At 37.2% G+C, this 22107-nt stretch carries 12 protein-coding genes; 10 read left to right on the top strand and 2 right to left on the bottom strand.

Annotated elements, in window-relative coordinates; genetic code table 11:
* The first annotated feature begins 3 nt into the window (after positions 1–3).
* The 10 genes from IEV85_RS19890 (at position 4) to IEV85_RS19845 (ending at position 18326) form a co-directional block, all read left to right on the top strand.
* Positions 4–1419 (top strand): lytic transglycosylase domain-containing protein, encoded by a 1416-nt coding sequence (locus IEV85_RS19890; protein ID WP_188466828.1) that lies wholly within the window; start codon positions 4–6, stop codon positions 1417–1419.
* Between the two features lie 41 nt (positions 1420–1460).
* A complete protein-coding gene (locus tag IEV85_RS19885) occupies positions 1461–2552 on the top strand; it encodes a DUF4837 family protein (RefSeq protein ID WP_188466826.1) in 1092 nt (363 codons plus the stop codon).
* Positions 2553–2812: 260 nt separating this feature from the next.
* Positions 2813–5092, top strand: a complete 2280-nt coding sequence (locus IEV85_RS19880; protein ID WP_188466820.1) for an NADP-dependent malic enzyme — start codon at positions 2813–2815, stop codon at positions 5090–5092.
* Positions 5089–5682, top strand: coding sequence for a Holliday junction branch migration protein RuvA (gene ruvA / locus IEV85_RS19875; RefSeq protein ID WP_188466818.1), 594 nt, complete (start codon positions 5089–5091; stop codon positions 5680–5682). Before IEV85_RS19880 ends, ruvA begins: the two co-directional genes overlap by 4 nt.
* 14 nt (positions 5683–5696) lie before the next feature.
* On the top strand, positions 5697–12863 hold the full coding sequence (gene sov, locus IEV85_RS19870) for a T9SS outer membrane translocon Sov/SprA (protein WP_188466817.1): 7167 nt from the start codon (positions 5697–5699) through the stop codon (positions 12861–12863).
* 79 nt (positions 12864–12942) lie between these two features.
* Positions 12943–13323: a glycine cleavage system protein GcvH gene (gene gcvH, locus IEV85_RS19865; RefSeq protein ID WP_188466815.1), complete on the top strand. Its 381-nt coding sequence runs from the start codon at positions 12943–12945 to the stop codon at positions 13321–13323.
* Between the two features lie 2 nt (positions 13324–13325).
* A complete protein-coding gene (locus tag IEV85_RS19860; protein WP_188466813.1) occupies positions 13326–13697 on the top strand; it encodes a VanZ family protein in 372 nt (123 codons plus the stop codon).
* 85 nt (positions 13698–13782) lie between these two features.
* Positions 13783–14463 (top strand): energy transducer TonB, encoded by a 681-nt coding sequence (locus IEV85_RS19855; protein ID WP_188466811.1) that lies wholly within the window; start codon positions 13783–13785, stop codon positions 14461–14463.
* Between the two features lie 423 nt (positions 14464–14886).
* Positions 14887–16434 carry a PhoX family protein gene (locus tag IEV85_RS19850; protein WP_188466809.1) on the top strand — a complete coding sequence of 516 codons (1548 nt, stop codon included), beginning with the start codon at positions 14887–14889 and terminating at the stop codon, positions 16432–16434.
* 62 nt (positions 16435–16496) lie between these two features.
* Positions 16497–18326: a cytochrome-c peroxidase gene (locus IEV85_RS19845; protein WP_229712665.1), complete on the top strand. Its 1830-nt coding sequence runs from the start codon at positions 16497–16499 to the stop codon at positions 18324–18326.
* Positions 18327–18769: 443 nt separating this feature from the next.
* Here the strand turns inward: IEV85_RS19845 and IEV85_RS19840 are convergent, their stop codons facing one another.
* Positions 18770–20482: a sensor histidine kinase gene (locus tag IEV85_RS19840; protein WP_188466807.1), complete on the bottom strand. Its 1713-nt coding sequence runs from the start codon at positions 20480–20482 to the stop codon at positions 18770–18772.
* Positions 20483–20895: 413 nt separating this feature from the next.
* Positions 20896–22092, bottom strand: a complete 1197-nt coding sequence (locus IEV85_RS19835; protein ID WP_188466805.1) for an exo-beta-N-acetylmuramidase NamZ family protein — start codon at positions 22090–22092, stop codon at positions 20896–20898.
* Positions 22093–22107 lie beyond the last annotated feature (15 nt).

Genomic DNA, 22107 nt, shown 5'->3' with positions numbered 1-22107 from the left:
AATATGCTTAACTATAGTAAAAATCTCACAGGATTAATGGCTTTGGTGTTTTTTGCAAATACTTCTGTGTTTGCTTTTCAGGAAGATATTCTTGAAAGTAGAATGGATACTACCAGAATCGAGATAGAGATTTCACCTTTTCAATATGAGTATATCCCGGATGTACCTGGTGAATTGGTGGAAGATAGATTAAGCTGTATAGAAGGAGAAATACCTCTTACATATAATAATACCGTAAAATCATTTATTGATTATTTTACGGTTAGAAACAGGGAGTACACAAAAAGTGTAGCAGCTTTGCAATCTAAATACTTTCCAATGATTGAGCGGTATCTCAAAGAGTACGGTCTCCCTGATGAATTAAAATACCTTTCCATTGTTGAATCAGGTTTAAATCCTAAAGCACGTTCAAGAGCCGGAGCGGTTGGTCTTTGGCAATTTATGCCTCTTACAGGCAGACTGGATTACGGATTGAATGAAAACTGGTATTACGATGAGAAAATGGACATGGAAAAGGCCACCATCGCTGCATGTAGATACCTTAGTTTTCTGTATAAGTATTTTGATAATGACTGGCACATGGCACTGGCGGCTTACAATTCCGGTCCGGGAAATATTAGAAAAGCGATCAGAAAGAGTGGTTATAAAAGAACTTTCTGGGAGGTATATCCCTACCTTTTAAGAGAAACACGTTCATACGTACCCCAATTTATAGCCATTGCCTATAGCATGAATTATATGGAGGAGCATAACATGTTTGTAGATGAAAACTACTTTCTTCCGGAGTATGATACATTACACGTTACTGGATTTGTTAATCTACCTGCATTCGCTGAGCATGTAGATATTTGTTTGGAAACGCTGGAAGATCTGAACCCTGAGTTGAAAAGAGGAGCTATTTCTGCCGGAAGTAATATTTATCCTCTAAGAGTTCCTGTGCACCATAAAGATTTATTGGTAAAAAATAAACCTGCTATTTTAACTGTAGCATCACAGGGCGAAGAGCAATGGGAAAAAGAGGCTTTACAACTGCCAGGTAGCACCCATGGAAGGCAAAAGCTGGTGTACAAAGTTAAATCTGGGGATGTGTTGGGTAAAATTGCAGATAGGTACGATGTGAAAGTTGCTGATTTAAGAACATGGAACAGAATGTCAGGTTCTATGATTAAAATAGGGCAGTCTTTAAATATTTGGGTGGCTGATGATTATTATGATAAAGTGAATAAGCAAATTTCTGCAGCCAATCAATCGCAAAATAAACAGATAGCTACAAAGGATGGAACTTACCATGTGCAGCCTGGCGATACATTATGGGATATTTCGAGAAAGTTTGACGATTTAACGATTGAAAAGTTGAAAAAACTTAATAATTTGGAAGGAAATTCAATAAAGCCGGGTCAAATTCTTAAAATTAGTTAATGGAACCCGGTTTTTAATTTAAAAACTCAAACTAAATCATCGTGCAACTAATCAAGAAAATTCAAAATACCTTCTTTTTGCTATTGTGTATTTCCATTTTTGCTTCTTGCGATTCTGATGGTAAATCAGATGGAAAAGCTACCATGCAGAATGCAAGAGGGGAATTTGGGGAAATTATTCTGGTAATGGCTCCCGAAATATGGAATGGCCCCTTGGGTGACCTCATCAGGGAGATTTATACTGAGAATGTAGAAGCAATTCCCCAGGATGAACCTATTTATGATTTGCGAAGAGTAAATCCGAGTGAATTCAATACACTTTTAAAAGCTTCTAAGAATTTAATGTTTGTTGCCACGCTGGATAATAATTCCGGTGAGGGTCAGCAAATGAAGAGGTATTTTACTGATAACTCTTTACAGCAGATAAAGAATAATCCTGAAATTTTCTCCTTCAATCAGGAAGATGTTTATGCGAAAGGGCAGGAAGTTCTTTACCTTTTTGGAAGAAATGAGCAAGAACTAATTGAGAATATTCAAGAAAACAGAGAAAGAGTTCAACAGTTTTTCAATCTGGTGGAAGAAGAAAGATTAGTGAAAAACCTAAAACAGAGCCCTTCCAAAGGCATCATGAACTATCTTGCTGATAGTCTAGGTATAGACATGCTTATTCCCTTCGGATATGATTTAGCAATTAAGAAGGAGAATTTTGCATGGATCAGAAAACTTGATGCCAAAGAAGAATATAATTTCTGGGTAGCTGAAATGCCTTTCCAGGATGAAGCTGCTTTTGATCCTGAAAATCTAAAAGAGATAAGAAACCAGTTGGGTAGAAAATACATTACCGATCTTGATAATGACTCTCTCTTTCTTACAACTCAGGATGAATTGGAGCTGGTAATTGATACGGTAAACCTGAACGGGAATTACGCTTTACGTGCAAAAGGACTTTGGAAATATTCAGATAATTCAAGAGGTGGAGCATTTATAGGCTACTTATTTGCCAATGAGACAACTGGAAAGCTTTACTATGTGGAAGGTTATCTCGATAACCCGGGTGAAGATAAAAGAGAGCCGATGAGAGCTATTAAGGCTATTCTTGGTACTGTAGATATTCCGGACACAATCAACGATTAATTAATAGACTATTAAATTTAGCTGCGTTTTATAATTTTGATGTTAGCAAAAAAAGTATTGCTTCTCCCTATTAAATAAATGCAGCTAATATATTTGAATTAATTTTCTTAAGGGAATACTGAAAATCCATTACTTCGTGGTATTAATCTAACCATAAGTAGTAATCATCTCCATTTATTCTTTACTAATTCCGGATTCCTTATTATTCACCTGATTATTATCTTATTTTTATATTGAAATTTTGTTGAAGTAAATAAATTATGTCCAAAAAAATTCGAAGAGAAGATGCCCTCAACTACCATAGTCAGGGTACACCAGGAAAGATAGAAGTTGTTCCAACCAAAATGCTGAGCTCTCAGAATGATCTGGCCTTAGCCTATTCTCCAGGGGTTGCTGAACCTTGTAAAGAAATAGAAAAGGATAAAGAAAATGCCTATAAATATACAGCTAAAGGTAATTTAGTAGGAGTTATATCCAACGGTACAGCAGTTTTAGGTTTAGGAAATATTGGTCCTGATGCCTCAAAACCTGTAATGGAAGGAAAAGGTGTGCTTTTCAAAAAGTTTGCCGGCATAGATGTTTTTGATATTGAAATACAGGAGTCAGATCCTAAAAAACTGATAGAAATAATTCAGTCACTGGAGCCTACTTTTGGAGGAATTAATCTGGAAGATATTAAAGCACCGGAATGCTTTGTCATTGAGAAGGAACTAAAGAAGCGAATGAACATTCCTGTAATGCACGATGACCAGCATGGTACAGCCATTATTTCCAGTGCTGCACTTATAAATGCACTGGAATTAGTGGGGAAAGATATTTCTGAAGTGAAATTAGTTGTAAGTGGGGCAGGGGCAGCAGCTATTTCCTGCACTAAGCTTTATCAATCATTAGGGTTGAAGAAGGAAAACATTTTGATGTTTGACAGGCAAGGATTTATCTCTGTAGATAGAGATGACCTGGATGAAAACAGAGCTTTGTTTGCATCAGAGAGAAAAGATGTAAAGACCATGATGGATGCTATGAAGGGAGCTGATGTGTTTTTGGGCCTTTCTGCAGCCAATGTCATAGGCAAAGAACACATACTTGCTATGGCTAATAATCCTATAGTATTTGCGCTGGCTAATCCGGATCCGGAAATACCCTATCAGGAAGCAATGGATGCAAGGGAAGATATTATCATGGCAACAGGTCGCTCCGACCATCCTAACCAGGTGAATAATGTGATAGGTTTTCCTTACATTTTCCGTGGAGCTTTGGACGTGCGTGCTACAGCCATTAATGAAGAAATGAAATTAGCTGCTGCCTACGCAATTGCCAGTTTGGCTAAACAACCTGTACCTGAACTGATTAACAAGGCTTATCAGGATCAGCGAATTGTTTTTGGAAAAGAGTACTTAATTCCTAAACCACTGGACCCTCGATTAATAACTACAATTTCTCCGGCAGTTGCCAGGGCAGCAATCGATTCAGGAGTCGCAAAAACGATGGTTACTGACTGGGCGCAGTATGATGTCGAGTTGCAGAAAAGGCTAGGGGTAGATCAAAAACTGATGAACAGGATCATCAGTAAGGCTAAGAAAGATCCAAAGAGGGTTGTGTTTGCTGAAGCTGATAATGCCAAGATTTTGAAAGCTGCTCAAATGGTAATTGATGAAGGTGTAGCCACACCAATCCTGTTAGGGAACAGACAAAAAATTCAGGAATTGGTAGAAGCACATCACCTGGATATTGGAGAAAGTGAAATTATTGATATTTTCGAAAGTGCAGAAAGACGTAAAGCATATTCAGAGAAGCTATACGAGAAAAGAAAACGTAAAGGCGTAACTCTTTATGAAGCAGAAAAGCTTATGAGAGACAGGAACTACTTTGGTAGTATGATGGTGGAAAATGGTGAAGCAGATGCGATGATTTCCGGCCTTACCAAAGATTATCCACGAACCATCAGGCCTGCTTTGGAAATAATTGGTGCCGAGCCTGGTAAAAGAGTAGCAGGAATGTATATTCTTTCTACAAAAAAAGGAACTTACTTCTTTTCTGACACCACTGTTAATACTAATCCTACTGTAGAGGAGCTGGTGGAAATTATTGGTTTAACAGCAAGAGGCGCTAAATTCTTTGGAATAGAACCTCGAATGGCAATGTTATCTTATTCCAATTTTGGATCAAGCAAAGGAGAAATACCAGAGAAGACTGCGAAAGCAAGGCAGATTGCTAAAGAAAGATGGCCGGAGTTAATAATTGATGGAGATATTCAGGCAAATATTGCTGTAGACACGCAATTGCTTCAGGAGACTTATCCTTTTAGTGAATTAGCGGAAAAAGGTGCTAATACTTTTATATTTCCTAATTTGGCTTCCGGTAATATTGCTTATAAATTACTAATGGAACTGGGTAACGCAGAAGCTATAGGTCCAATTTTATTGGGAATGAACAAGCCGGTTCATATTTTACAATTAGGTAGCTCAGTACGAGAAATAGTAAATATGGTGGCTATTTCCGTGGTAGATGCACAAAATCAATTCACAGATAATAATTTATGATTTCATACTTAAAAGGAGAAATTGTTAACCTTGAAGCCACTTACCTTATTATAGAGGTGGGTGGCGTTGGGTATCATGTCAATATTCCTCTTTCCACTTATGACGCTTTTAAAAAACAGAAGGAGGCATTGGTTTTAACTCATTTCCATGTAAAAGAAGACTCCCAAACCCTGTATGGTTTTCATGAGCAAGCGGAGCGTTCCACCTTTCTTGATTTAATAGGAATTTCAGGAATTGGACCTTCTACAGCTTTAGGAATGTTATCTGCAATGAATCCTATGGAAATAAAATCTGCGATTGTAGCTGAAAATGTAAAGCAAATTCAGGCGATTAAAGGTATTGGAGCTAAAACAGCTCAACGGGTAATTTTGGAATTAAAAGATAAGTACAAAAAAGAGGGGTTAATTTTAGATTCTTCCAACACATCTTCAGGCTTGAACAATAGCAAGCGAAATGAAGCGTTATCAGCATTGTTAAATTTAGGTTTTGCAAAAACTTCTGCCGAAAAAGTTATCAATAACATTTTGGAGAAAAATGGCGAAAACATTACATTGGAGGAATTAATAAAGCAAGCCTTAAAATCAGCCTAAAATCTATTGATACATTGTTAAGTAAAGGGATCCGTTTTCTTTTATGTTCAGCCTTACTTTTTGTCGGTTTAGTTACCGATGGGGCACACCTTTATGCTACTTCATACGAGTTTAATGCTTTCTTGTTTCAGCAGGTTCAGGAAAAAAATCAGCAGGAAAAGGATTCCGTTCCCAAGGATAGCATAAAAACCGATAGCGTAAAAAACTATAAACCCAGTAAAAGACCTACCTTCCAATTTCAAGACAGGTATGGGGATCCTTTTTCCAGCAATCAGGGTCAGAGCCCTCTGCAATTAGGTGACCCTGCAGCACTAAGCCTTGATGTGGAAATTGATACAGGACTGAATTATACTATTTATGAAAAGATAGGCGATGTAAATTACAGGCCTACTACTTCAATGAGTTTTGAAGAATTTTCTCAGTATCAGGATGAAAAGATTTTAAATGATTACTGGCGGGAACGTTCGTTGGGCCTGGATGGTGAAAGTGCTGTAAGCGGGAGACAACTTATACCACCTTTATATGTAAGTCCTATGTTTGATAGGCTTTTTGGAGGTAGCTATGTGCAGATTATTCCTAATGGTTTTGTGACGCTTGATTTTGGTGGCAGGTTTACAAAAAATGAAAATCCTAATATTCCTGTTCAGCAACAACGTTACTCCAGCTTTGAATTTGATCAGCAAATTAATATGAATGCTGTAGGTAAGGTGGGTGAAAAACTTGCTGTTACTGCAAATTTTGCCAACAACAACTCTTTTGACTTTCAAAATGACCTTAAGGTAGAATATACCGGTTATGAGGAAGAAATTATAAAGAAGATTGAGATAGGTAATGTAAGCATGCCTGTAAATAATACACTTATCACAGGTGCTCAAAACTTATTCGGGATTAAGACACAGCTTCAATTTGGGCATTTATTTGTGACAAGTGTGGCATCTACTCAAAGAGGTAAATCTGAAACAATTAGCGTGGAAGGTGGCGCTCAGAGGCAGGAGTTTGATGTAAGAGCTTCAGATTATGATGAAAACAGACATTTTTTCCTGGGGCATTTTTTCAGGGACAATTATGAGCAATGGCTTAAAGGGCTTCCCAGAATAACTTCCGGATTGGACATAAGGAGAGTAGAAGTATATGTGATTAACAGGACACAAAATACTAATGCACTTAGAAGTGTGGCAGCATTCATGGATTTAGGTGAAACCAACCCTAATAATATTAATAAAGAGGGGTTTCTGCTGCCTTCAGTTCCTGTCAATAGCCCCACGGATAATGATGCGAACAGGTTATGGGATCAATTACAACCATTTAATAAAGATTATAACAGCTTTGTATCTTCAATTGAAACTATAAACCCTTCACTGGCAAGAACTGTGGACTACGAAGCTATAAACGTGGCCAGAAAGCTTGACGCTACCGAGTTTACTATTAATAAGCAATTAGGGTATATTAGTTTAAGGAGGCAGCTTCAGAATGATGAGATGCTGGCTGTGGCTTATGAATATAGTTATAATGGCACGCTTTACCAGGTGGGAGAACTGGCTGAAAATTATGGAAATAGGCCAGATGACCAGGTAGCTATTTTAAAATTATTGAGGCCTTCTAAAATTAATGTGGATGCCCCCACCTGGGATTTGATGATGAAGAACATCTACAATCTTAATGGTAACCAAATCTCTCAGGAAGGCTTTCAATTAAGGATCATTTACAGGGATGACAGAACAGGCCAGGATAACCCTAGCTTACATGAAAGTTCTTTGCAGGATATTCCCTTACTCCGCCTTTTCAACCTCGATAGCCTTAACCAGAACGGAGACCCCCAGCCAGATGGAAACTTTGACTATGTTCCGGGGGTAACAATTAATGAGGAAGAGGGGAAAATTATATTTCCTATTCTTGAGCCCTTCGGAGAAGATTTAAGTAATTTGTTTCGGCAGGATGAACAGACTTTTAGAGGAAAGTATGTGTTTAATACTTTATATGAATCCACTAAAAACGAAGCGCAGCAGCTTACTTCAAAAGATAAATTTTTTATTAAGGGGCAATACCAAAGCGGATCCTCAACTGAAATTGCTTTACCAGGGATTAATATTGCTCCCAACTCTGTACGGGTAAGTTCAGGAGGTACACCTTTGCAGGAAGGGCTAGACTATCGGGTTGACTATAATTTGGGCCGGGTAATTATCTTAAATCAGGGGATATTAAGTTCCGGCAGAAATATCAACATCACATTTGAGAAAGCAGATTTATTTAGTTTTCAATCCAGAACCCTTGTAGGTACACGTTTTGATTATATTTTAAGTGATAAAATTAATTTTGGTGCTACTGTTTTGCGTCATACTCAAAGACCTTTAGGTGTTTCCAGGTACAGTATTGGTTCGGAACCCACAAACAATACCAAATGGGGGATAGATATTAATTATAGTGATGAAATGCCTTTTCTTACCAAAATGGTGGATCTAATTCCATTTATTGATACCAAAGAACCCTCAATTCTTACTTTTAGAGGAGAGTTTGCTCAAATGATTCCGGGAACTTCAAATGTAGTAAATGGAGAAGGTACATCCTATATTGAGGACTTTGAGCAGTCGATAACTGTGAACAATCTGGGAGGTGATATTAATAGCTGGAAAATTTCAGCTACGCCTGCCACTACGGATAACAGATATTTAGGAACAGGTAAGTTTGCAGAAAATAAAAAAAGAGCAAAACTGGCATGGTATACAATAGATAATATATTTTACAGGGAAAACGGGCAAAATGTACCTGATCTAACAGACGAGGCCTTGGAAAACCACTATGCCAGAAATGTAGTGATTCAGGAAATTTACAAAAACAGGGATAGAAATATAGGTGTGAATTTACTGCCTACTTTCGATTTAGCTTATTTTCCTGAAGAAAGAGGGATATATAATTTTAATGCAGATTTAACCAGTGAAGGGAAGCTTAAAAATCCTAAATCAAACTGGGCCGGTATCACTAAAGCCATTACTTCTGAGGTTGACTTTGATAAAAATAACATTGAATATATAGAATTCTGGTTGTTAGATCCTTTTATAGAAACACCAAGAGGGGTTGTGGATGACGGTTCGGCTAATCCTACCAATAATACAACAGGAGGTAAGCTTTATTTTAACTTAGGTAGCGTTTCAGAAGACGTATTAAAAGATGGACAACTTTCTTACGAGAATGGTTTGCCTGCAGATTATAATAATGTAAGTGAGGTAGATATCACTGAGGTGGCTCGTGTGCCAAGCAATGCACCAATTACAGATGTTTTTTCTAACGAAGCGGGTGCCAGAGCTAATCAGGATGTTGGTTTAGATGGTGTGCGAAATGATGAGGAAGCTGACTTTTACAGTGAATTTATTAGTGAAGTCAATTCAAACCCTGTGTTAACACCGGAGGCAAGGCAACAAATCCTAAACGATCCATCAGCAGATAATTTCAGGTATTTCCTGGGAGATGAATTTGATAGCAGACAGGCCCCCTTGTTGGAAAGGTATAAAAATTTCAATAACCCTGAAGGAAATACACCCGGACCATCAGCTAACCTGAATTTTAATCCTTCCGGTAGTCGTTATCCTGACAGCGAGGATGTTAATAATGATAGAACCATTACTGATCTGGAAGAATTTTACGAGTATGAAATCAACTTGACGAAAGATCAACTGAATGTTTCTACTAACCCACTCATTGTTGATGAAGCTGTAGCTGAGGATGAAGGAGGCGTGAAATGGTATTTATTTCGAATTCCTGTAAGAAATCCTACCCGTACCCAGGGAGATATTCAAGGGTTTAAAACTATCAGATATGTCCGCACAATTTTAACAGACTTTGAGCAACCGGTAGTTTTAAGAATGGCCGATTTTAGATTGGTGGGGTCTCAATGGAGAAAATATGAAGGATCGCTGGCAAAGAGCGGAATTTCAGAAACACCTGAGGCTAAGGTGAGCAATTTGGTGGTTTCAGCTGTAAATATTGAAGCTAATTCAGAAAATGGTCCTGGAAAAGTACCTTACGTGTTGCCTCCCGGATTCCAGAGAGATCAGGATGTTTCTTCTCCCGCTAACCTGATAAGACAGAACGAACAATCTCTACAGCTGTGTATAGACGACTTTGAAGATGGAAAAGCTGTAGCAGCATTTAAAAATGTAAATTTTGATTTAGTAAATTATGGTCGACTCAAAATGTTTTTGCATGCGCAAAGCCCAAACGCCAATGATGATGAATTAACTGCATTTGTTCGTTTGGGTACAGATTTTGACGATAACTACTATGAAATAGAGCTTCCATTAAAAATTACGCCTTACCAAACCACTGACCCAAGTGAAATATGGCCCCAAGCGAACGAAATAGATATCGCTTTTAATAGACTTTATCAGTTGAAATCAAGTAGAAACAGAATGGAGGCAGCCTCAGGCATACAGAATGTTCTGCTTCCTTACTCAGAGGAGTTTGAAAAATATACGCTTACTGTAAGAGGTAGACCGGATATGAGCTCACTTCAAACGATTATGATAGGTATAAGAAATCCTCAGGGAGGAAGCTCTGTGTCGAAAGATATATGTATTTGGGCCAATGAAATGAGGGTTACAGATTTTGATCAGACTTCCGGCTGGGCTGCCAACGCAACCGTGAATACTAAGCTAGCTGACTTTGCTAATGTTACCGCCAGCACAAGATATACTTCAGTAGGTTTTGGAGGAATTGAACAAAATATTTCGCAAAGGACAAGAGAGAGCTCACTGGGTTTTGATTTATCAGCTAATGTAAGCCTGGGAAAATTCTTTAAGGAGGAATCAGGAATTAAAATCCCAATGTATGTAGGGTATCAAACTTTTACAGCCACTCCTTTTTATGACCCTCGTGATCCGGATATTCCTCTTTCAGCGGCCTTAGCTGGCTTCGAAGATGCCGAGGAAAGAGAAGCATACAGGCAGATAGTAATTGACCAGGAGGAAAGGAGAAGTATTAACTTCACCAATGTCCGTAAAGAAAGAAAAGAAGCAGATAAAATTGTATTGCCAATAGCCATTTCCAATTTTGACTTTACTTACGCATACAATGATATTACAAGAAGTAACCTGCAAACAGCAGCATATGAAACAAGAAATTATAAAGGAGCAATAGGATATACATATGCTTTTCCTAACGCCAGTATAGTGCCCTTGGAGTCAGTAAAATTTCTGCAATCACCTTACCTTAAATTAGTAAAGGACATCAATTTTAATCCTTTACCCAGTACATTTAGCTTCAGGGGAGATATTAATAGAAGTTTTGTAAAAACGCAGCTAAGAAATGATAGATTGACAACGGAAGGTATTCAAGCCCAGTATGAGAAAAGTTTTACATTAGCACGTTCTTATAACTTAGCATGGAATTTAACTCAAAACCTCAATCTTAATTACACCGCCAGAGCATTTGCAATAGTTGATGAAGAAGAAGGAGAGATAAACACTGAGGCAAAGCGGGATTCTATCTTAACAAATTTGAGTAATCTGGGCAGGATGAAGAATTTTGACCAGAGTATCGTGGCGGGCTACAGCATTCCACTTAACAAAATTCCATTTACTGATTGGATAACGGCTGATGCACGTTATAAAGTAGATTTTAATTGGACTTCCGGCTCCTTAAATCAGATTGATACTTTAGGCCATGTGATCCAGAATAGCAGCGAGTGGGGACTGACATCCCGTCTGGACATGAATAAACTTTACAATAAAGTAAAAATTCTTAATAGCATCAATAACCCTCCAAGGTTACGGGCTAACCAGGTTGATACTACCTGGAACCAACCGGGTGCCGGTGTAGTCAAGGGCTTCTTAAAATTATTGATGTCGCTAAAAAATGTAACAGGTAGTTATTCCGAGAGGAGTGGAACCCTTTTACCTGGCTTTAGAAAGCGAGCTTATCTATTTGGTATGGACTCCTCTTTTGCAGCTCCGGGCCTTCCATTTATTTTAGGTAGCCAGGACCCCTCAATAAGGTATGAACTGGCAAATGATAACTACCTGGCCAGGTCAGAATCTCAGACTACTCCATTTGCACAATCGATTGTGAAAACATTGGAACTGAAGGCAATGCTTGAGCCAATGAAAGACTTAACCGTGCAGATTGATTTCAATAGGGTAATTAATGAAAATTATACTGAGCTATTCAAATACAGTGAAGATGCCGATGCTTTCGTGAGTCTCACTCCTACAAGGAGTGGGAACTATAGTGTAAGTTATAACCTGATTAAAACTGCATTTGTAGAAACCAGTCAGGACAACTCACCTCTTTTTGAACAGTTCAGGCAAAATAGGGAGCAGATCAGAGCCAGGCTTTCTGAAGCCAATCCTTATCAAAATGGTGAGTACCTCATCAACCAGCAAGACGTGTTAATTCCTGCATTTTTAGCGGCTTATACCGATACTGATGTCAATGAAGTTTCCTTAAATCCTTTTCCTAAAATCCCACTGCCTAACTGGAGGGTAGATTACAAGGGGCTGTCTAATATTAAAGCAATAAAGAAAATCTTTCCTTCTGTTACGCTAAGTCATGCATACAATGCCAATTTTAGTGTAACTAACTTTATCAATAATGGGCGCTATACACTTGAAAATTCAGACCTGAGTCTAAATAGTAATATTGAGGATTACCCGTTCCCTAGTATTGTTTCTGATAGTGGTTTCTACCTTCCTGTGTATAATATTGGTCAGGTTTTACTATCAGAAAGGTTTTCACCTTTAATTGGTGTGAATCTTCGTACCAAAGGCAGATTTACCGCTAAGCTGGAATATAAAAAGGAGAGAAATCTCGCATTAAGTACTGAAACCTCCCAACTTACAGATCAGAGAAGTAATGATGTGGTAGTTGATATAGGTTTTACAGATCCTTCCTTCAAATTACCATTTAAGGTGAAAGGCAGAACTGTTGCGCTTAAAAATGATCTTACTATGCAATTGAGTATTACTATAAGAGATACAGAAGTAGTACAGCGATCTGTTGATGATGACAGAAATGTACTGGTTGATGGAAACATTAATTATCAGATTAGACCCACAGTGAATTATACTGTAAGTGAAAAGCTGAACTTGAATTTTTATTACCAGAGAAGCTTCAATGAACCGCGCGTACAAAACTCTTTTCCAACCACTAATACTTCCTTTGGTGTGCAAGTTAGGTTCGGATTGCAATAATTATTTTTGCATCCGAAAAAAGAATGTATTTTTGGGAAAAATTTAAGCATTTAATAAAAATCAAAACAAACTAGTTACTATGAATATACCTGAAAATTTGAAATATACTAAAGACCATGAGTGGGTGCGAATAGAAGGAGAGGAAGCTTATATTGGTGTTACTGATTTTGCACAGCGTGAGTTAGGTGATATTGTATATGTTGAGGTAGAAACTATTGATGAAACAATAGAAGAGGGAGAGGTTTTTGGAACAGTTGAAGCAGTAAAAACGGTTTCAGATTTGTTTATGCCAGTTACAGGAACTGTACTTGAATTTAATGAAGCATTAGAGGATAGTCCGGAATCTGTAAATGAAGATCCTTATGGAAAAGGATGGATGATCAAAATCAAATTGTCCGATTCCGGAGCTACTGGCAACTTGCTTTCCGCTGAAGCTTATAAGGAGCTGATAGGCGAATAAATATGTTTTTCAGGTATAACCTGTTTGCATTCCTGTGGGTCTTGCTTATTCTACTTTTAGGCCTTGCTCCGGGAAAATCCATGCCCGCCACGGATATTTGGGATGTTATCAATTTTGATAAGGCAGCCCACTTTACAGTATTTGTGGTGTTAAGTTTTTTGCTAATTGTAGGTTTCTCGAAGCAATACACTTTTAGGGCACTAAGGTACCGTGCTGAACTTTTTGCAGTACTTGTGAGTTTTGTATACGGTTTACTTATAGAAATAGGGCAGGCCTTTATACCGGAAAGAAGCCTTGAGTTGGCAGATTTAGTAGCTAATTGTTTAGGTGCGCTTGCAGGTTGGGGAGTTTTTTATTTAATATATAAAGCTTAAATATTCTTTAGAAATAAAAGCTTTTTATTAAATTGGAATTTAATTAAAGATATAATAGTTTTACTATTCTAAACATTTGTCAAATATGGAACTAAAAAAGAATCCTAAGGCAGACATTAATAAGAAGTCGACACTATTCCTAATGTTAGGATTAGTGATTTCGCTTTCTTTGATTTTTGCTGCCTTTGAATACAAGTCCTATGACGAAGGTCCGGCAATGGATCTTGGTGCGTTGGATGCTGATATGGAAGAGATAATGGAAATACCACCAACGGAGCAGCCACCACCACCACCGCCAAAAGTCCAACTTCCTGAAATTGTAGAAATTCCTGATGAAGAAGAGATAGAAGAAGAAATAGATATCGACCTTGATTTGGAAATGACAGAGGATACTCAAATTGAAGAAATGATTTTTGAGGAGGATCCGGGTGAAGAGGAAGTTGATAAAGTTTTTACCATTGTTGAGCAGCAAGCAGAACCTCAAGGAGGTATTCAGGCTTTTTATGATTATGTGGGTAAGCAATTAGCTGATAAATATCCGCGTCAGGCTCAGAGAATGGGTATTGAAGGTGTAGTTTACGTACAGTTCGTAATTGAGAAGGATGGTTCCTTAACAGATGTTACTGCAGTAAAAGGAATTGGCGGAGGATGTGATGAAGTAGCTGTTGAAGTTGTGAAAAATGCACCTAAATGGAATCCTGGTAAGCAGAGAGGACGTGCTGTTCGTTCGCAGAGAGTAATTCCAATTAGATTCGTATTGAATTAAGAATTCATTTCTATTTATATGAAAGAGGTTGTCTTGAGAAAGACAACCTCTTTTTTTTGTCTAAAATCAATATCAATACCCCTCTGTCATTTTTGAATAAATGCCTTATGAAGATGGAGTAAATATTGACTTAATAAGTTTTCAAAGCTAGTTTACTATTTCTTAACCACTTAGAAGTATTCTAAATAGTGTTTGTTGCTTATTTTTGCAGTTTTTCCTATGTTTTGGATTTCTCGTACCAATAATTTTATAGATTATATAAGTATATAGGTAACTGTATTAATATTTATATTAAAATCAGATTAAGAAAGGTAACATTGGCTTTATATCTTAAATAATGAAAGCTTAATCGATAAAAAATGTAATCTTACCGGTTTTTATTCAGATTTGGTACTCAAATAAACAACTAAAAAACCAAATCAAATGAACTTAAAAAATGCAACCGGAGCCTTAATGGTTTTCTGTTTACTGGCGGGAGTAATCAGCAGCTGTACAACAGAAGAAATTACCGAAGTAACGCAGGTGATTAACAATGATACCACCATTGTTGTAACTAATAATAATGATACAACTATTATTATTAATAATGTTGGGGATACAATGATTTTTACCAATAAATCAAACCTTGAGCCTCTCGTAGCACTTAGTCCACAATTTAATTTTGTGAAAGCATTTTCATTAATAAGCTCTTCCGACACTTTAGAGACAGGATCAGGCGAATTATTTAGAATGGGTGGATCAGCTGATGGTTCGGGTTTGGTAAAAAACGGAGATGACTACTATTTCATGGTAAATTTGGAAGATCATTATTCTGTTGCGAGAATCATCATGGATAAAAACTTCACACCTATTCAAGGTGATTACATGCTGAATTCATCTGTGGCTGATTATGCAAGACAGTGTTCAGGTACTATGTGGGAAGCAGCTATACATGGAGGATTCAATGATTTGTTCTTGTCAGCATCAGAAAACTATCATTATGATGTGAAAGGTATAGATCCCTTTATGTCTCCTGATGTGGATGGAGACTTTGGCTTAGATGCTTTAGGTGAATTCTCATGGGAAAATGCAGTTCCATTACCGCAAAATGCTTATCCTGGCAAAACCGTTATTGTTGGAGGGGACGATGACTCGAGTGGATCTGAGGGGCAATTAACACTTTATTATTCAGAAGGTGGTGATGCTGATTTACAAGGAGGAGATATTTATGTTCTTAAAAAGAAAGACGCTACAGAATCTTTGAATGAAGGGGATTTGGCTTTTGGTGAATCTTACGAAATGGAATTTGTAAAAATAGAGAATGGTGCGGCTATGACTAAAGATGAAATGGAAGATGCATCTATAGAGGCAAATGCTTTCCAATTTATGAGAGTAGAAGATGTTGATTACGGGAAAGGATCTCCTGAGGCAGGGAGAATTGTATACTTTGCCGTAACAGGTAGAGGTCCCGGAGCTGGAACTTACAATGATTGGGGAACAGTTTATAAATTGGAATTAGCTGAAGACTCTCCTTTAACTGGAACTATGACGCAGATCATTAGCGGTAATACCGATACAAATAATAAGGATGGTAACTTGTCTATACTACAAAGCCCTGATAACATCTGTGTAACTGAGAATTTCATCTATACGCAAGAAGATCCTAATTCTTTCTCAAGAAACCATGCTTCTTATATCTATCAATCTGATCTAAATGGAAATAATCCTAGAGTAGTATTGGAATTAGTTGAAAGAGCAGATTTATCGCCTAATAAAAATATAAGTCATTCAGGAGAGTTTGGTGCGTTGATTGATATTTCAGATAAAATAGGGGTGCCAAATACTTTTATGCTGTCAGTGCAACCTCATTATTGGGTTAGCGAAAAATTTAAATCTATAGATGGACATGATATAACTGGTATGGCCACAAAAGGAGGAGGAGAAGATGCGCAAGGATCTCAAATAGTGATACTTCAAGGTTTACCAAGATAATTTTAAATAGTTATTTAATTTTTAGCAGGCTCTTTTAGGGCCTGCTTTTTCTCGTCAATGCTATGCACTCATTACTTTTTCCTTTATTTCTTTTTCTGTTAGTTACGGCCTGCCAACCAAAACATAATGTTGGAAATGTTGGAAAAGCTGATTTTGTCAGTATCCAAGAATACTATACTGACCATCTTGAAAAAGCAGTGGCTTATATGGATTCTTTATCCCAATCCTCTGAACCTTCTACTGCAAGAAAATATTTTCATCTCTCCAAAAATAACTTCAAGGTTGCAGAATCTTATGCTGCATATCTTAGTCCTGAGTCAGGTACGCGGGTGAATGGTCCGCCACTTCCTATATTTAAAGAGGATAACGGAAAAGTGGTACCACCTGTAGGCTACCAAACTATAGCGGAAACTGTTTATGCGGATTCATTAGATCAAGCGGCTTTATCCTACCAGATTTATATTACAAGCGGCTACATGAACAACTTATTAAAGAATGTAAAGGAGAGGGAGTTAACCCCACAAAGGTTTTTTATTGCTGCTCATGAACAGTTACTGCGTGTATTGGCACTCGGTATTACGGGATTCGACACGCCCACCACGCTTAAAGGAATAGAAGAATCTGCTCTCTCGTTACAAAGTTTTCTTGAAGTTTATGAAATAGGTATCAGTGAAGCAGTAAACAACAAGAAACTTGATCAGGACATAAAAGAAAGGTTAAACAAGGCTATCAGCTACCTCAAAAATTCACCTGACTTTAATAGGTTTGATAGATATGAGTTCATCAGAGAGTATTTTAATCCTATCACCAGAAGCTGGGCTCAACTCAATGCTACTTCCGGCCTATGGGAACCATTAGATTACAAGCCACTCAATTTTACGGCTCCTACTTTTTTTGAAAATAGTACGTTCAATGTTAAGTACTTTGAGAGCCCTAACAACAGGGGTGCGGACTCAATCAGCATTATGTTAGGTGAAAAATTGTTTTATGATCCGCGCATTTCCAAAAGTGGAGATTTAGCTTGTGTAAGCTGCCATCAGCCCGAGAAGGCTTTTACTGATGGTCTTAAAACTTCCCTGGGAAATGATGGGAAACCTGTATTAAGAAATGCTCCCACATTGATTAATAGTGTATTCAATAAATCTTTCTTTTGGGATGGAAGGTCTGGTACGTTGGAAAGTCAGATTACCAATGTGTTTACTGATAAAAGAGAATATAATACTACAGTGCATGAAATTTCTAATGAAATTTTAGAAGATGTAGCTTATAAGAATCTTTTTGAGCAAATAGGTAAGACGCCACGTAGCAATAATGATATTATTAAGGCCATTTCCTCATATGTGGCTACTCTCAATTCTTTCAATTCTAAGTTCGATAGGAATATGAGGAATGAAGAATCCACCTTTACAGAGCAGGAAAAACAGGGAATGAGGCTTTACATGGGGAAAGCATTATGTGCCACCTGCCACTTTGTGCCTTTAATGAATGGAACAGTGCCTCCTTTTTATCAGGATACAGAAAAAGAAGTTATTGGAGTTCCTGCCACAGCCGAAAACAAGAAATTAGACAGTGATTACGGTTTTTATTCTTTTTATAAAGAGGATTTACATAAGGGGATGTTCAAGACGCCCACAGTGAGAAATGCAGAGCTTACTGCGCCTTATATGCACAACGGGGTTTATGCAGATCTTAATGAGGTGATGGATTTCTACAATAATGGAGGTGGTGGAGGAATGGGTTTTGATTTACCTCATCAAACCTTACCATTTGATTCTTTAAGCCTTTCTGAGAGTGAAATAGATGCTATTATTGCTTTTATGAAAACCCTTACTGATTCAGAAATAGATGAAAAAGGAAACCTAAGAAGAGAGTATTTAACTTCCTTCAAATGATTCTATGTTTTTAAAAGTGTTATTGAAACCTTACTTCTTGGGGCTTTAGCAGCTACAGTAGCCTGTTTTGTGGGCGATGTGTTGGAGAAACTTTTATTTTAGTGCCCCAGTTCGATTAAACCCAGCCTATTAGACAAAATTATACAGGAATCAATGGTGTGTCCCTGATGGTCAGTAAGGCATGATTACCCATTGCACAATCTAATTGTAGATTGCAAATAATAAAAATGGCGTTCCTGCGAAAGCATACTCAGTCCAGGCCTATCGTGAGCGTTTTAGCAGAATTTTAAAGTAAGTATAGAAATTTCAGGTGATGAGGATAATATTGACTAAGAGAGTTTATGGGATAGGTTTTGAGGAATTGTCTGGTAAAATAATACTTGCCGATTATTTGTAGTGGTTGAATTTAGTGGGGTAGTAGAGGTGTTAATAGTATCTCAATACTATTGAAGGGATGGTAATTTCAGTGTAACTAATGTGCCTTTTCCTACTTGAGATTCAATTTGAATATCTCCTTTAAGTTTAGCAATGGTTTCCTTCACAATATATAAACCTAATCCAGAGCCGGCATTTTCATCTGTTGCTCTATAGAACATGTCATACACTTTCTTAATATGTTCTGCACCAATTCCTCTTCCATTATCCTGAATAGTGATAAAAGCCTGCTCATTTTCAATCTTTACATTAATGTCGATAATAGGCTCTCTACCATTTCGGTAGCGGATAGCGTTGGAGATCAGGTTGTTCATGATTACTTTCAGTCTCCATTCATCTGAGATAAAAGGTTTATCCGCTTTAATAGAAAGATTTTTCTTTACCAGATCGTCTGGATTTGCATATTTTAGCTGTTCGAAGGTGTCGTTGATGATTTTATCAAACTTAATAATTTCCTTTTTTACTTCAAGTCGTGCATTTCTTGACTGATCCAGTATTTCAGTGATGAAATTATCCTGCAGTTTAGCACTTTCCTCCACTTTAGTAAGATAAAGGTTTTTCATTTCTTCATTGGTATCCTTTTTCGCCAGGTTGAGTAAACCCAGCATACTCGCTATTGGGGCTCTTAAGTCGTGTGACACCCTATAGACGAAATTATCTAGTTCAGAATTAATTTTACGTAACTCAATATTTGAAGCTTGCAGTGCCTTTTCGGTGGATTTTCTATTGGCATTTTCCATCTCAAGCTCCTCTGTTCTGATCTTTACTTTTTCCTCCAGGGAGCCATTTAATTGCTCCAAAGCTTTCTGAGTATTGGTTCGTTCCTTTTCGGTGGCATACAATACAATTGTAGAGACGCTTATTACTCCAATAAATATTTGCAGTAACAGCATAGCATTAGAGGAGTCTTCCAGAACAAAAGGACCAATGTCATGTGTGGTGAGGTACACTGCCAGTAATGCTACCAGGATAGTGCCTGCCATTGCCACTCCTAAATGAAAACGGAAAGCAAGCCACAATAAAAAAGGTAAAACCAGGAAGGGGATTGCTTGTTCTAATGGCGTTCTTAAATTTTCATTATTTAGAATAAAGGTAATAGTGCTTACAGCAATAATTAAAAAAGTTAATTCAATAATATTGGCTTTCGATATTTTCCAGGTAAGCTCCTCCCGAAATGACAAGATGAAAGGAGTGAATAATAAAATGCCTACTAAATTACCTACCCACCAGGAAATAAACCTTTGAAGATACTCTGACACCCCGAACATGCCCTGTAAATAGAGGATGCTTGTGCCAATTAAAGCACTTACTACTGATATAATAAGGGCGATAAACAGAAACCGAAAGACATGAGTGGTTTTGGCGAAGTGCTGTGATTTACCAATCCACTTTTTCAGGAGGAAATTACCTAAAAGTGCTTCTAAAGTGTGTACCGCTGCAATTAGGGCAGATAAGAGTATAATTGAGTTGGGAGCTATATCACTCGTATTCCAGTAAGCTAAAATATTTGCAAGTAATGCTCCTATAGTAATTCCCGGCCATACCCTTCTTCCTAAAATAACTATAAAAGCCAAAGCAAGGCCTGAAGGAGGCCAGGTCGGCAAAAAATAGAGTTCTTCAAATACGAAGAAATAGCCTATTCGTGCAAACAAAAAGTAACCCAAAGCAACCAGCAAAATTTTGAGGTCTTGGTTGTACTTAACTAATGATTGCAGGTTCATGCGTTAATTATCTTATTTTCAATTAAATATGCAATAAATAATCCGTAATTATAGTATGTGTCATCAATTATTTGGATAAAAATTGATTATTTAGGAGATATATTACATCAATTTTTGTTTAAAGAAGCTTTAAAAGTTTCAAATTCCCAAATTTAAATATTTATATTTTTAATATATTTTTATTGACTATTAAACTAAAAGGGTTGTTGTTGTTTTTAAGTACTTCAGAAGTTCTTTGTTTTGTACAATATAAAATATGTAAAAAGGTTAAGTTTACCCTTTTTTTATTACAAGAAAAGTAGCCTAAGCAACTAATGTTTGGTGAGGATTTACATTTAATTTTCAATTGTATAAATTGATCTTATTATGTAAATATCTGATTAGTAAGTTGTATTACTGATTTCTGTTAATTTTTAAGGGTAAATTAAATATGATTCTCTCATTTTGTGGTAAGATTCTAAATCAGCTTTCCACCCCATCCTTATATCTTCTTCATTAAAGCCTGCCTCTATTTGTTGTTGCAATTCCTTCGTACCTGCTAATTTCACAAAGAAATTATTGAAGAAAGCTTTTTTCTCCTCGAACTCATTATAAAATTCAATTAAATATTTCAAGGAAAACCCACCCTCAACATCTTTTTCCTTAAATATAATGCCGTAGCATTTTTTGTTTTCAAAGGGAGGGTGCACACTACTTCCTGGCATAGAGACAGGAGTAAAACTGTGTTTGTATTCTTTTAAATCAGGATGGCCAATTTGTTGAAAAGGGGATTCCGTACCTCTACCTACGCTGATAACTGTGCCCTCAAACAGACAGAGGCTGGGATAAAGCTCAATGCTTAAATCATTTGGGAGGTTTGGAGATGGTTTAACTGGCAGGGAATAAGTCATATCGTGCGAGTAATTCTCAACAGGAATGATGGCCACATTACATTTTAGCCGATTGTTCAACCAACCTTCTCCATTAATCATTTTAGCAAGCTCACCTACAGTAAGCCCATGTAATACCGGTATTGGGTGCATCCCAACAAAAGATTGATTATCCATTTTTAAAACAGGGCCATCCACATACATGCCGTTTGGATTGGGACGGTCCAAAATGAGAAGTTCCTTGTTTTGTTCAGCACATGCTTCCATTACGTAATGCATAGTGCTGATATAGGTATAAAAGCGAGTACCCACATCCTGAATATCGAAAATTAATATATCCAGATTTTCCAGTTGCTGAGGTTGAGGCTTTTTATTGCTGCCATAAAGGGAAATGATGGGGAGTTGCGTTTTGGCATCATAGCCGGACTTTACGGTTGCTCCGGCATCTGCTTCACCCCTGAAACCATGTTCGGGAGCAAAAACAGTTTTTATATCAACTGATAAACTCTTAAGTGTATCAACAAGGTGGGTAGCGTTAATTACTGAGGTCTGATTAACAATTAGCCCAACTCTTTTTCCCTCTAATAGGTGAAGGTATTTATCAATTTGATAGGCTCCCGGTAATATCTCGTTAGTATCATTTTGGACTTGTGCAGTACAAGAGTAAAAGCTGATTGTAAAAATAAGGCAAAAGATCATCATGACTTTGCCAATGAAATTGTAATTTGCATCTTGAATCATACATCAAAAATAACG

Source organism: Marivirga lumbricoides (assembly GCF_014636295.1).
GTDB classification, from domain to species: domain Bacteria; phylum Bacteroidota; class Bacteroidia; order Cytophagales; family Cyclobacteriaceae; genus Marivirga; species Marivirga lumbricoides.
Note: the sequence above shows the minus strand (reverse complement) of the source record. Positions and strands in the feature narration are given on the sequence as shown.

What these genes read in the sequence shown, in the direction of transcription:
- IEV85_RS19890 (WP_188466828.1), top strand. Translation starts at nt 4, where the DNA reads ATGCTTAACTATAGTAAAAATCTCACAGGATTAATGGCTTTGGTGTTT.
- IEV85_RS19880 (WP_188466820.1), top strand. Translation starts at nt 2,813, where the DNA reads ATGTCCAAAAAAATTCGAAGAGAAGATGCCCTCAACTACCATAGTCAG.
- ruvA (WP_188466818.1), top strand. Translation starts at nt 5,089, where the DNA reads ATGATTTCATACTTAAAAGGAGAAATTGTTAACCTTGAAGCCACTTAC.
- gcvH (WP_188466815.1), top strand. Translation starts at nt 12,943, where the DNA reads ATGAATATACCTGAAAATTTGAAATATACTAAAGACCATGAGTGGGTG.
- IEV85_RS19860 (WP_188466813.1), top strand. Translation starts at nt 13,326, where the DNA reads ATGTTTTTCAGGTATAACCTGTTTGCATTCCTGTGGGTCTTGCTTATT.
- IEV85_RS19855 (WP_188466811.1), top strand. Translation starts at nt 13,783, where the DNA reads ATGGAACTAAAAAAGAATCCTAAGGCAGACATTAATAAGAAGTCGACA.
- IEV85_RS19850 (WP_188466809.1), top strand. Translation starts at nt 14,887, where the DNA reads ATGAACTTAAAAAATGCAACCGGAGCCTTAATGGTTTTCTGTTTACTG.
- IEV85_RS19845 (WP_229712665.1), top strand. Translation starts at nt 16,497, where the DNA reads ATGCACTCATTACTTTTTCCTTTATTTCTTTTTCTGTTAGTTACGGCC.
- IEV85_RS19840 (WP_188466807.1), bottom strand. Translation starts at nt 20,482, where the DNA reads ATGAACCTGCAATCATTAGTTAAGTACAACCAAGACCTCAAAATTTTG.
- IEV85_RS19835 (WP_188466805.1), bottom strand. Translation starts at nt 22,092, where the DNA reads ATGATTCAAGATGCAAATTACAATTTCATTGGCAAAGTCATGATGATC.